This is a genomic window from Veronia pacifica (assembly GCF_001707825.1).
In the GTDB taxonomy this organism is placed as follows: domain Bacteria; phylum Pseudomonadota; class Gammaproteobacteria; order Enterobacterales; family Vibrionaceae; genus Veronia; species Veronia pacifica.
On the sequence record NZ_LYBM01000022.1, the window covers coordinates 24,463 to 37,651 of the forward strand.

Sequence of the window (13,189 nt, forward strand, 5' to 3'; positions counted from 1 at the left end):
TTTTATATTTATTGCTCGGTCGAAAGAATATGAAACGCCTGATCTGCTGCTGCCAGTGTCGCCTCAATTTCCTTATCGCCATGTGCCAGTGACGTAAAGCTCGCTTCAAAGGCTGAAGGTGCGAGGTAAACCCCTCTTTCTAACATCAGGTGGAAAAAGCGTTTGAATTTATCGATGCTACATTGCTGCACATCAGCAAAACTGGTCACTTGCTCTTTATCAGTGAAGAAGAAGCCAAACATGCCACCTACCTGATTAATTGCAAGAGGTACACCATGTCGGTCTGCGGCCTCTTTAAAGCCCAGGGCAAGGCGTTTAGTGATTTCGGCAAGGTGTTGTTCGTTTCCTTCAGCCCTTAAAATGGACAGCGCTGTGGTGCCTGCCGCCATTGCAATTGGGTTTCCTGATAAGGTACCTGCCTGATAAACAGGTCCGGTTGGAGCAATGTATTCCATTACTTCACGACGGCCGCCAAAGGCTCCAACTGGCATCCCGCCACCAATTACCTTACCCAGAGTAGTGAGGTCGGGTTTAACCCCGTAGTGTGCCTGAGCACCGCCCAGTGCCACGCGGAATCCAGTCATTACCTCATCAAAAATCAACAGTGCGCCGAATTGGTCACACAGCTCACGCAGTCCTTCGAGGAAGCCGGGCTGAGGCGGTATACAGTTCATATTACCGGCTACTGGCTCGACAATAATGCAGGAAATATCCTCTGGGTAAGCATCAAACATTTCTCGTACAGACGTCAGGTCGTTGAAGGTACAGGTTAGGGTGTGCTTGGCAAAATCAGCGGGAACACCCGGTGATGTCGGTTCGCCAAGGGTAAGGGCACCAGAGCCTGCTTTAACCAACAGACAATCCGCGTGGCCATGATAATTGCCTTCAAACTTGATGAATTTGTCTCGTCCGGTAAAGCCGCGGGCGAGACGGATCGCGCTCATGGTTGCCTCAGTGCCTGAATTCACCATGCGAACCATTTCCATCGAAGGAACTATTTCGCTGACCAGTTCTGCAAGGGTGATCTCGCGTGCTGTCGGTGCACCAAAACTCAAACCATTCTGGGCTGCTGACACTACTGCGTCTCTGATAGCCGGGTGGTTATGCCCGAGAATCATGGGACCCCATGAACCAATAAAATCAATATATGCTTTGCCGTCGGCATCGTAAATGTATGCACCGTCGGCGCGCTCTACAAAGATAGGGTCTCCGCCTACACCTGCGAAAGCGCGGACTGGCGAGTTTACACCGCCGGGAATGGTTCTTTTGGCTTGCTGGAATAACTCAGCGGATTTGGTCATGGTAGGTTCCTGAGCTTAATGTTCTGTTTTATACACTGGCCGCATTGTACCGAAAATAAGGACTTACTGGCGAGTCTAATATTATCTCTCCCCGAAGGTGAAAAAGAAGCGGCAAAAATGGCTTGAAAACGTTTTGTGTTATTGTTGCTACGCGGCTGGAGTCACTCGTTGCGTAATAAATGAGAGAAGTTTCGCGATGAGGTATCGTTTGGCTAATGCTTGAACGATAGCAGTCGGTAAGAGATAATAGTGAGATAAACGCGTTTAATTTGTGAGGTAACAATGAGTGATACCAATTTGCCGTTGCAGTTTTCCGAAGTAGCGGCGAACAAGGTAAAAACGCTGATTTCTGAAGAAGAGAACCCGAATCTGAAATTGCGTGTGTATATCACCGGTGGTGGTTGCAGCGGCTTTCAATATGGCTTCACTTTCGATGAAAGTGTCAATGAGGGCGATACCACAATAGAAAAAAGCGGCGTGACTCTCGTTGTCGATCCTATGAGTTTGCAATATTTAATTGGCGGTATTGTAGATTACACAGAAGGGTTAGAAGGATCACGTTTTTTTGTAAATAATCCCAACGCTACGACAACTTGTGGCTGTGGTGCCTCGTTCAGTGTATAAAAGATGAGATTTTGATGCGGATAATAGAATCTATCCGCATCAATGAAACGTAGTCTTCGCATTCAACTCAGAGGATTAGAGAACAATGCCGAAAGAAGGCCCCTCATTTTTTACACATATTTTTTCACGCCGTCCTTGGATCATCTCAGTCGCTACCCTTGCACTTCTCGTCGCTTGGGTCGCAAATGGACAGCAGTCTCCCACTTCCCCAGATGCACAAAAACAGTCAGATGTTCCTCTGGCACGAGTCAGCTACGACACCTTTATATCTAAACCCATCGTCCGCAGTATCTCCTTGTACGGTAAAACTATGCCAAATCGGCAATTATCGTTGCGCACCGAGGTGTCAGCGAAGGTAATTGCGGTCAACGTGAAAAAAGGTATGAGGGTAAGCAAAGGCGATCTTATTGTCACTCTCGACAAAACAGACCGCCCAATACAGCTCCAGCGTGCCCAGTCGCTACTTAACGTAAGGCAGAAAGAATTTAACGCTGCGAAATCGTTGAAAAAGAAAGGCCTGCAGGGTGAAGTCTCGTTTTCCCGTGCACAGGCTAACCTGACAGATGCCAAAGCGACGGTTGAAAACCTTCGACTCGCTCTTGCACGTACCGAAATCCGCGCGCCTTTCGATGGTGTCGTCGATAAAATTGATGTTGAGCTTGGTGATTATGCTCGCTCCGGTGATCCAGTCGCATCATTGGTTGACCTCGATCCACTTCTGATTAAAGCCAACGTCAGTGAACGTCATATCGAACAAGTCAAAACCGGTACACAGACAAAAGTTCGCCTACTCAATGACGAGATTCGCGACGCAACTCTCCGTTACCAATCAAGTGTGTCTTCCGCGCAAACAAATACTTTTGATGTAGAATTTGAATTATCCAATCCAGATTTTGCACTACCTGCTGGCATGAGTACAGAGGTTGAATTGCCGCTTGAAGAAAGCATGGCAGTGAAAGTAACCCCAGCAATGCTGGCGCTCGATGGCAAGGGTAACCTTGGCGTGAAAACGCTGGTTGGAGACCGGGTGAAATTTGTACCGATTAATTTGGTCAAATCTGAAAGTGATGGTGTATGGCTCGCTGGTTTGGGACAGAAAGTGGACCTGATAACCAAGGGGCAAGGCTTTGTCCGCGATGGTGACCAAGTGATTGCCGTTCATTCCCCGATTCAGCCATAAGGAGGCGTTATGCGTGGAATGATAGACGCGTCTTTATCGCGAACCCGCACCATGGTTGTGCTGCTTGTTTGTTTGTTTATCGCAGGCGCTGGTGCCTATTTGTCGATACCCAAAGAAGCCAACCCTGATATAAAAATCCCAGTCATTTACGTCTCAGCTAATTTTCAGGGAATTTCCCCTGCTGACTCAGAACGTCTGCTGATTAGGCCAATCGAACAGGAACTGCGTTCAATCGAGGGCGTAAAAGAAATGACCTCGACGGCTTCTGAGGGTCATGGCTCGGTGACGCTAGATTTCAATGTCGGTGTTAATCTCGACAAGGCGATGACAGATGTCCGTGAAGCAGTTGATAAGGTCACCCCAAGATTGCCCGATGGCGCTGATAAGCCGACAGTCAACGAAGTGACGCTGGCAGCTCAGATGCCTGTGCTCTCGGTTGCGCTTTATGGCACGGTACCTGAGCGAACGCTGGTGACAGTTGCGAGGAAACTGCGTGATGAGCTCGAAGGCTTCAAGCAGGTTCTTGAGGTAGATATCGCAGGCGACAGGGACGATGTTGTTGAAGTGGTTGTCGATCCGTTATTGATGGAAAGCTACAACCTTGTGCTTCAGGATATTTTCAACCTTATCTCGAACAATAACCGAGTGATAGCGGCAGGCTTTGTCGACAACGGTAACGGACGTTTTTCAGTTAAAGTCCCTTCAGTTTTTGAAACCGTACAAGATGTTTTGGACCTCCCGGTCAAAGTAAACGGAAAGGAAGTAGTAACCTTCGGTGATATTGCGAGTATCCGCCGTACTTTCCGTGATCCTGAAAGTTTTGCCCGCCTTGATGGTCAGCCATCAGTCGTAATGGACGTGAAGAAGCGGGCAGGGGAAAACATCATTGAAACTGTTGGACTGGTCAAGGCTGTGATTGCTGAAGCGCAGAAATCACCTGAATGGCCAGATAGTCTCTTGGTGAAGTACACCACGGACGAATCCAAAACAGTGAAAATGATGCTGACTGACCTTCAGAACAATATTTTGTCAGCGATTATTCTGGTTGTAGTGGTGATTGTCGCCATTCTGGGCGCAAGAACGGCGTTATTGGTCGGTATCTCTATCCCGGGTTCATTCCTGACGGGCCTTCTTGTTCTGGCCATGTCTGGGTTTACTGTCAATATAGTGGTGTTGTTCTCACTTATTATGGCTGTCGGCATGTTGGTTGACGGTGCGATTGTTGTGACTGAATTTGCCGATCGCCGGATGCGAGAGGGCGTTCATCGCAGTCAGGCTTACCGCGAGGCTGCCAAGCGCATGGCTTGGCCAATCATCGCGTCGACGGCAACAACATTGGCGGCGTTTGCTCCCATGTTATTCTGGCCGGATACAGTCGGTGAATTTATGCGGTATCTGCCGCTGACCCTTATAGCGACTCTGACTGCATCATTGGTTATGGCTCTGCTGTTTATACCAGTGTTAGGTAGTTTGTTGGGTAAGCCGAGACAGCTGCCTGAGAAAGAGAAAAACAAGCTAATCGCTCTGGAGAACGGAGATTTCAGTAAGGCCACTGGCTTCACCCGCTTTTATCTGAATGTACTTCAATCAGCGATTAAACATCCATTCAAGATCCTTTTACTCGCCGTTGCAATGGCGGGTGGCACCATGTTTGCCTATCAACAATCTGGTTTGGGAACCGAGTTTTTCCCAGATGTTGACCCTGAAGTATTCAACGTAAAAGTTCGTTCAGATGGTGACCTTTCTATTTATGAGAAACACAACCTGATGAAGGAAGTGGAACAGCGGGTGCTGGGTATGGATGAAATCCAGACTGTCTACACCAAGACAGGGGGGCGTGACCAAATTGGTGTCATCCAAATGAAGCCTGTTGATTGGCAGTACCGCCGGAAAGTTAAAGAGATCATTGAAGAACTGAGGGAAAAGACTTCCGATTTGGCGGGTGTTCAGCTTGAATTCAAGTCTCCTGATGCAGGTCCTCCTAGTGAAAATGACCTTAATATCCAGTTCAGCGCCAAGTCCAAAGATGACTTGGAGGAAGCGGTCAGAGTGGTTAAGCTTTGGATTGAAAATAATCCGGCATTTATCAATGTGTCTGATACCGCTGACAAAGCGGGTATTGACTGGTCGATAGATATTGATCGTGCTGACGCTGCTCGCTTTGGCGCTTCTGCCAGTCTGGTAGGTAATACCGTACAATTCGTGACAAACGGACTGAAAATTGGTGACTACCTACCTGATGATTCTGACAAAGAAGTGGATATTTTAGTCCGCTATCCAGAAAAGAATCGCGATATAGGCAGCTTTGACGAGTTAAGGGTGAATACCCCTTACGGTATGGTCCCTATCACTAACTTTGCAACAGTGATGCCTGAACTCAAACAGGGTTCCATCAATCGTATCGACGGCGAAAGGGTACTTAACATTCGTGCGGATATGGCTAATGGCTTTAATCTGAGCACAGCGCTGCCAGAACTGCAGGACGCTATTAAGACGATGGGATTACCCGAGGCTGTGAGCTACAAGATCCGTGGACAGGATGAAGAACAGCAAAAGAGCATGGTCTTTTTGGCTAATGCCTTTATTGTTGCTCTTGCCGTAATGGCGATGATTCTGGTGACACAGTTCAACAGCTTCTATCAGGCATTTCTGATCCTCAGTGCAGTGTTGTTCTCAACGGTTGGCGTTTTCCTCGGACTGCTTGTTTTCCAGCGTCCGTTTGGGGTCATCATGTCTGGCATAGGGGTTATCACCCTTGCTGGTATCGTGGTAAATAACAATATCGTGTTGATCGATACCTACAACGTGCTGCGCAGAAGCGGTCTGAGTAAGGTACATGCCATATTGTCTACGGGCGCTCAACGTCTGCGACCTGTCATGTTGACCACGGTAACGACTATTCTTGGTTTGTTGCCTATGGTACTTGAAATGAATATTGACCTAATCAATCAGAAGGTTGAGTTCGGTGCACCAAGTACGCAATGGTGGTCACAGTTGGCGACGGCGGTATCGGGCGGCCTGGCATTCTCCACTTTGTTAACCCTGATATTGACGCCTTGTCTGTTGATGCTTGGCGGCGGGAAGGTAAATGTCAAACAACAGTTTGATCGCTTTATGCCAGACCAGAAAGAAGGGCTGCTTCGTCCTGACGAGGAGAGGCTAAATGTGGACTTGTCAGGGGAGAGTCAGGCTTCACCAACGGTATCTGAATCTAAAGTTAAATCAGAAACAGTGTAGGTTCGCCCGTCAGAAACAGTAATAATATAAAGAAAAAAAGCAGCGTTAATACGCTGCTTTTTTGTATCTGACTATGGGTTAAATATCATTGCCTCTGTATACCGGGCCAATAGAGGCAAGTAATTGACTGAACTGACTAAGGGTTGCCAAGCGTTTTTCTGCAAGCGCAATAAAGTTAGTTCTCTCTTTACCCGTCAACGAGCGCGCCTGTGGCAACTTGACTGTGCGAGGGTTCTTATGACGGCCATTGACCAGAAACTCATAATGTAAGTGAGCACCGGTAACGCGTCCTGTTCTGCCCACCTTACCTATTGTCTGCCCCTGTTTGACCCGCTGCCCGTTTTTAACCAGCCGTTTAGAGAGGTGAAGATACTTGGTGGTATATGTATTACTGTGCTGAATAATGACGTAGTTGCCATTGTACTGGTTGTAGCTCGACTTACGGACAATGCCGTCCCCCGAGGCCCACACAGGTGTACCCACAGGCGCAGCATAATCTGTACCATTATGTGCTTTCATCTTACCCGTTACCGGATGAAGCCTGCGACCAAAGTTTGAACTCACTCGGCGGAAGTTTACCGGTGTGCGTAAAAACGCCTTGCGCATCGCCCGGCCGTCGGCGTCATAATATTCACCCGTCTCAGAACGTATGGCAGTAAAGACATCACCCTGATTGGTAAAAGTGGCAGCCAGTATGTTGCCTCTGCCAATGCGCTCGCCTTCAATAAATTGCTCTTCGAACAACACCTCAAAATGGTCGCCGGAGCGAATATCGAGAGCAAAGTCGATGTCCCAACCGAAGATCTCGGCAATTTCCATGATTTGATTAGGTGTCAGTCCACCTGAGATACCAGCATTCCAGAAACTTGACGTGATCGTGGCACTGGCAAAACCCATTTGGGTGTCGATGGGCTTGGTATCGACTTTCGACTGATATTGGTTACCGACTCGGGTGATCACCAACGTTGAACTGACGTTCTTTGCCTGTTCGAGTTTAATCAGTTCATTTTCGCCATCAAAGCCGAGACGAATCGTGTCTCCCGGTCGTAAGCGGGTGAGTCCCCTCGCTTCATCACTGCTGTTAATGAGCTTGTAAAGAACATTAGCACTGATACTTTCCCGGTCAAAAAGGGTTGATAAGGTGTCACCGGATTCAACAGTAATGTTTTTCCACTTGATATCATCATAGCGGGAAGGTAACTCGGCGCCTTCCGGAGGCAATAACGAATTATGTTCTATGGGAACTGCGTAAAGCTTGCCTTTTTCAAGGGTCTGCGAAGGACTTAGTTCCTGTTGTTCGGGTAGTAGTAACGACAGAACCAGAGTTGCGCTCAATCCTGCGATCAGTATGTGGTGTTTCCTTGGCATAGCCACTTTTCTTCTTATATGCATCAAGTAAATATATCAAAAAATAAACATGAAGTAGGCGGTAAAAATATTATCGCGCGAAGAATCGCTAACAACATCAGCCAGTTCCTTTGACAGTAATAAGTCTAACTGGTTTCAAAAACCTCTGCTATTCGAGTAGTATGTCGCTTTATCACAAATTGCCGATTCTTGGGAGCATCTAACTATGTCGAGCATTGAGGCTGCGCTGGCGGAAATAAAGCGCGGTGTTGAGGAGCTGATTCCTGAAGAGGAATTGATTGCAAAACTGAAAGAGAACCGTCCATTACGTATCAAACTGGGCATGGACCCAACAGCTCCGGACATCCATCTGGGCCATACCGTGGTAATGAACAAGCTGCGTGCATTCCAGGAACTCGGTCATGAAGTGATCTTTCTGGTAGGTGACTTTACGGCGACTGTTGGGGATCCGACAGGTAAAAATGCGACACGTCCTCCTCTGACCCGTGAGGAAGTGCTGAAGAATGCTGAAACTTACAAGCAGCAGGCGTTTAAAATTCTTGACCCTGAAAAGACCCGCTTTGAGTTCAACTCCGACTGGCTGAATGAGCTGGGAACCGTCGGGATGATTCGCCTTGCGGCGAGCTCAACCGTGGCCCGTATGCTCGAGCGTGACGACTTTAAAAAGCGTTACAGCACCAACCAGCCAATTGCCATTCATGAGTTCATTTATCCATTGCTGCAGGGCTATGACTCCGTGGCGTTGGAAGCTGATGTCGAGCTTGGTGGTACAGACCAGAAATTCAACCTGTTGATGGGGCGTGAGCTGCAAAAGCAGCACGGTCAGAAGCAACAGGTGATCATCACCATGCCTCTGCTGGTGGGACTGGACGGCGTGAAGAAAATGTCCAAGTCCGCCCACAATTATATCGGGGTGACTGAGGCTCCTGGTGAGATGTTCGGTAAGATCATGTCGATCTCTGATGATCTGATGTGGAACTACTACGAGCTATTGTCTTTCCGTCCATTAGAAGAAGTGGAGCAGTTGAAGACAGATATCGCGAACGGAAAAAATCCGCGCGATGTGAAGATTCTGCTGGCTAAAGAAATCATTGCCCGCTTCCACAGTGACGCTGATGCGGACGCTGCAGAAGCCGACTTCATTAACCGCTTCCAAAAAGGCGCAATGCCTGACGAAATGCCTGAATTCACATTTGAGCAGGGCGTTGCGATTGCTAACCTGCTTAAAGATGCTGGTCTGGTTGGTTCAACGTCAGACGCGATGAGAATGATTCGTCAGGGTGCGGTGAAGATAGACGGTGAAAAGGTATCAGACACCAAGCTTGTTCCTGCATCGGGTCAATCGGTTTACCAGGTTGGTAAGCGTAAGTTTGCCCGTGTATCCCTCAACTGATTCAGTTTGGGATGACAACAAAAAAGGCGCTCTTGCGCCTTTTTTTATTTCTCTTTTATTCAAATCAGGCCGTAGCGCGCACTTTGTCTAAAGCTGTACAAATTTGTCTGACGGCTTTGAGTGCACGAGGTGTTGCTCTGTTCAGCCAGTCTGGGTTCAGGCTAAACACGCTGTCTGATTGTGCTGCTGGCAAGTGACTTTTCCAAGACTCCCAGAATGCTTTTGGATCGGTATTATCGGAGTAAAAAATGGCTTCAGGCTTATTCACAATCACCTGTTCTTTATTAATCATCGGATACGCTGCTTTGGCGTCCTTAAACACATTTTCTCCACCGCACATTTTGAACAGTGGTGCAGGCCAGTTGTTTCCCCCATTGGTCATCAAAGGATCAGAGGCCAGTTGGTAAAAGTATGGCACGGCTGTTTTACCCTTCTGCTCAGCTCTTATCTCTGCCAGCTCACTACGGACTTGTTCAGCCACAGCGGAACCTTTTGCCGGATCAGCGGCGAACTTGCTTAGTGCATCAATCTGCTGGGCCGTTTCATCAAGCGATTTTGGGTTGGAGTAAAAGACCTTGATGCCCAGTTTTTCCAGTTTCGCGACCTCTTTGTCCGGATTGCCTCCTTTCCAGGCAATCACCAGGTCAGGCTTGAGAGCCACCACACGTTCAAGGTTGATGCCCCTGTAGCTGGCAACGTGCTCCAGCTTATCGACCTCTGGCGGATAATCACTGTAGTCATCAACAGCAATCAACGCATCGCCAAGGCCTGCTGCATAGGCAAGCTCAGTCGCGTGTGGTGCAAGGCTTATCACTTTAAACGAGGCAGCATGTGCCAGCGTCGGAAGTGATAAGAGGGTTATCAACAAAAAGCGTTTCATAAAAGGATCCTTCCTACTAACATCACAATACTCTGCAACCCAACCCACACCAGAGATCTTACCCATAAATGACGGGACACAATGGTGAGATGGGATGCAGTTGGGGCAATATCGCCCCCTACATTCTGTCTTTTCTGTTTTTGCTGGCCGTAAACTACGGGTCCACCCAGTGAAAGCTGAAACTTACTGGCGGTGGCGATAAGCAACCAGCCCTTTCCCTGATCCCGCCAAAGCGGTGCTTGGCTGTTAATGGCTTTGAGCGTTGTACTGCCATTTTTACCTGCGGCGATCAGCAGGGCAAAGAGGCGGGTGGGTACCCAGTCCAGCAAGACCATGAGTTGATTAACAGGTCGGCCAAATTCACGAAATCTTGGCAGGTTTGTGGACCAAAGCCGGGAAAGCTGCATGGTCAGCGAATAGGTCAGGGCTCCCGGGCCTCCGAGTAAAGCAAACCAGAAAAGCACCGCAATCAACTGGCGACAGTAGCCGATAACCAGTGTTTCACTGGCGGCCTTACCAAGGCCAATGGCAGACAGTGAGTTGGTTTGCCGATTGATAACCGATGACAGTAATTCCCTTGCTGAGGGTTTATCATCCCGCACAAGGGCACCGCTGACCTGCTCATTCAGCGAGTGGAGAGGTTGCCAGCCGAGTGCCAGCCAGAGTAAGAGCAAATCAAGAAACCAAGCGCTCCACACCACTTGCTGCAGTGCTAACAGAAAGATAAGGGAGGTAGCAGAAAGCAAAACTATTGAAAGGGTGCCGGCCAACCGTTGTTGTTGTTTGCTGTCAGTACTGTGATGTACCCGGATAGCGATTTCTGTGGCGAGTTTACGCCAGTGGCCGACGGGGCTAAAAGCCCCTTTTGCGGGATATAGCCAGTGAACAATAAGCCCGGCCCACATAGCAAGGAGAGAAGGGAAGGTGAGTAATTCACTGACTAAATCCTGCATTGCTGTCCTCAGTCCGCTAACAGCTCAATCATTTTGTCGACCATTGCGCTGGAGCTTTTTGCGGCCAGTGGCAGGAACTCTTCAAAGCTCATCGGCGATGCTTTATCGGCGACATCTGAAATGGCTCGGACGACGACAAACGGCACTGCAAATTGATGACAGGTCTGAGCGATTGCTGCAGCTTCCATCTCTACCGCAATAACTTCAGGGAAGTGTTCACGTATGTAGGTTTTGCGGTCAGCACTATGGATAAATGCGTCACCAGTACAAATCAGACCACGAATGGCATGTGGTGCAGGAGACATCGCGGCAATTGCTTTTTCAGCGATGTCCATCAGTTCACCATCAGAGTCAAAAGTGACAGGCTGACCTGGCAGTTGACCCATTGTGTATCCGAACGCGGTGACGTCAGCATCGTGGTAAGTCACAGCGGATGAAACAACAACGTCACCCAGGTTTAATGATGGGTCGAAGCCACCAGCTGAACCTGTATTGATCACCAGAGAAGGGCTGAAACGCTCAAGCATGACTGAGGTGCCAACGGCGGCAGCAACTTTACCTATACCGGATTGCAACAGGACAATATCTTTTCCGTAAAGTTGGCCTGTATAGAATTTACAGCCTGCGACTTCCTGTAGCTGGCAGTTTTCCAGTTTGTCTTTGAGCAGGGCAACTTCCTGCTCCATGGCACCGATAATACCAATTTTCATCTCAGCTCTCGCATGGGTTAAAATAACGGCGCTCAGTTTAGCACGGCTGAAAAGCGCGACGAAAAAAAAGTGCCCCGAGGGACACTTTCTTGTTTCATCATATATTGTTAGTGCTCAGCACATCACATCATACCTCAAGGTAATCCATGATGCCTTCGGCGGCCTTACGGCCTTCATCGATAGCCGTCACCACCAAATCAGATCCTCTCACTGCATCACCACCAGCGAAAATTTTGTCATTAGTGGTTTGGAATGCAAAGCTACCCTGTTCAGGTGCCTGAATGCGTCCCCATTGGTCAATGTTGACACCGTAGGGTGTCAGCCATGCCATTTTGTGAGGCTGGAAACCAAATGCCATGATCACCGCATCCGCTTCAAGAGTGTGCTCACTGCCTTCAACCGGTTGTGGACGACGACGACCCGCTGCATCGGGTTCACCCAGTTCAGTTTTTACTACCGTAACACCAGTGACAGCACCCTGTGCGTTCACCTCAAGGCCAACAGGCTGGAGGTTAAACATGAAATTGACGCCTTCCTCACGAGCATTTTTTACCTCACGGCGGGAACCCGGCATATTGGCTTCATCACGACGGTAAGCACAGGTAACTTGATTGGCTCCCTGACGGATTGAGGTGCGAACACAGTCCATCGCTGTATCACCACCACCCAACACCACCACTTTTTTACCGGCCATGTCGATAAAATCTGGTGCATTGTCGGTTAGCTCCATGACCTTGTAGGTATTGGCAACCAGAAACGGCAGGGCGTCAAAAACACCTTCGGCATCTTCGTTCTCCAGTCCTGCACGCATAGATTTATAGGTACCAACACCGAGGAAAACCGCATCAAAGTCGTCAAGCAGTGCCTGCATAGTGACATCTTTCCCGACTTCTGTGCTGAGGCGGAACTCGACACCCATTTCACCAAAGATCCGGTGACGGTTCTCCATTACCCCTTTTTCGAGCTTGAATGAAGGAATGCCGAAAGTCAGCAAGCCGCCAATCTCTGGATAACGGTCGAAGACGACAGGTTTTACACCGTTACGAACCAGTACATCAGCACAGGCAAGCCCCGCAGGGCCAGCACCGATGATCGCCACCTTCTTGTCTGTCCACTCGACATGGGACATGTCAGGTTTCCATCCCATTTCGAAGGCTTTATCTGTGATGTATTTTTCAACATTGCCTATGGTAACGGCACCAAAGTCGTCACTCAGGGTACAAGAGCCCTCGCAGAGCCTGTCCTGAGGACACACCCGGCCACAAACCTCTGGCAGGCTGTTTGTCTGGTGAGACAGCTCCACAGCTTCCAGAATACGTCCCTCATTCGCCAGTTTCAGCCACTGGGGAATGTAGTTATGTACCGGGCATTTCCACTCGCAATAGGGGTTACCGCAATCCAGACATCGATCTGACTGGGCGGATGCCTGTTTGGCAGTAAACGGCTCGTAAATTTCGATAAACTCGGTTTTACGGGCTTTGAGCGGTTTCTTTCTCGGATCGATGCGCTGTACATCGATAAACTGATAAACATTTTGACTCAC

At 48.8% G+C, this 13,189-nt stretch carries 10 protein-coding genes; 4 read left to right on the forward strand and 6 right to left on the reverse strand.

Annotation, left to right across the window (positions count from 1 at the left end; translation table 11 throughout):
* Positions 1–8: 8 nt before the first annotated feature.
* Complete coding sequence (gene hemL / locus A8L45_RS12645; RefSeq protein ID WP_068902806.1) at positions 9–1,301, reverse strand: glutamate-1-semialdehyde 2,1-aminomutase; 1,293 nt, start codon at positions 1,299–1,301, stop codon at positions 9–11.
* 282 nt (positions 1,302–1,583) lie between these two features.
* Between hemL and erpA the strand changes: the two genes are divergently transcribed.
* The 3 genes from erpA to A8L45_RS12660 all read left to right on the forward strand — a co-directional run bounded on the left by erpA (position 1,584) and on the right by A8L45_RS12660 (position 6,342).
* Positions 1,584–1,925, forward strand: a complete 342-nt coding sequence (gene erpA, locus A8L45_RS12650; RefSeq protein ID WP_068902808.1) for an iron-sulfur cluster insertion protein ErpA — start codon at positions 1,584–1,586, stop codon at positions 1,923–1,925.
* 85 nt (positions 1,926–2,010) lie between these two features.
* Complete coding sequence (locus A8L45_RS12655) at positions 2,011–3,105, forward strand: efflux RND transporter periplasmic adaptor subunit (protein WP_068902810.1); 1,095 nt, start codon at positions 2,011–2,013, stop codon at positions 3,103–3,105.
* 9 nt (positions 3,106–3,114) lie between these two features.
* A complete protein-coding gene (locus tag A8L45_RS12660; RefSeq protein ID WP_068902813.1) occupies positions 3,115–6,342 on the forward strand; it encodes an efflux RND transporter permease subunit in 3,228 nt (1,075 codons plus the stop codon).
* A 78-nt stretch (positions 6,343–6,420) separates the two neighbouring features.
* Here the strand turns inward: A8L45_RS12660 and A8L45_RS12665 are convergent, their stop codons facing one another.
* Positions 6,421–7,734, reverse strand: coding sequence for a peptidoglycan DD-metalloendopeptidase family protein (locus A8L45_RS12665; protein ID WP_068902815.1), 1,314 nt, complete (start codon positions 7,732–7,734; stop codon positions 6,421–6,423).
* Between the two features lie 181 nt (positions 7,735–7,915).
* Between A8L45_RS12665 and tyrS the strand changes: the two genes are divergently transcribed.
* Positions 7,916–9,103 carry a tyrosine--tRNA ligase gene (gene tyrS / locus A8L45_RS12670; protein ID WP_068902817.1) on the forward strand — a complete coding sequence of 396 codons (1,188 nt, stop codon included), beginning with the start codon at positions 7,916–7,918 and terminating at the stop codon, positions 9,101–9,103.
* Positions 9,104–9,167: 64 nt separating this feature from the next.
* On the opposite strand, the gene btuF is transcribed toward tyrS, so the two are convergent.
* The 4 genes from btuF to A8L45_RS12690 all read right to left on the reverse strand — a co-directional run bounded on the left by btuF (position 9,168) and on the right by A8L45_RS12690 (position 13,189).
* Positions 9,168–9,983 (reverse strand): vitamin B12 ABC transporter substrate-binding protein BtuF, encoded by an 816-nt coding sequence (gene btuF, locus A8L45_RS12675; protein WP_068902819.1) that lies wholly within the window; start codon positions 9,981–9,983, stop codon positions 9,168–9,170.
* Positions 9,980–10,936: a cobalamin biosynthesis protein gene (locus A8L45_RS12680; RefSeq protein WP_068902821.1), complete on the reverse strand. Its 957-nt coding sequence runs from the start codon at positions 10,934–10,936 to the stop codon at positions 9,980–9,982. Before A8L45_RS12680 ends, btuF begins: the two co-directional genes overlap by 4 nt.
* An 8-nt stretch (positions 10,937–10,944) precedes the next feature.
* On the reverse strand, positions 10,945–11,646 hold the full coding sequence (gene mtnN / locus A8L45_RS12685; RefSeq protein ID WP_068902822.1) for a 5'-methylthioadenosine/S-adenosylhomocysteine nucleosidase: 702 nt from the start codon (positions 11,644–11,646) through the stop codon (positions 10,945–10,947).
* 127 nt (positions 11,647–11,773) lie between these two features.
* Positions 11,774–13,189 carry an FAD-dependent oxidoreductase gene (locus A8L45_RS12690; protein WP_068902824.1) on the reverse strand — a complete coding sequence of 472 codons (1,416 nt, stop codon included), beginning with the start codon at positions 13,187–13,189 and terminating at the stop codon, positions 11,774–11,776.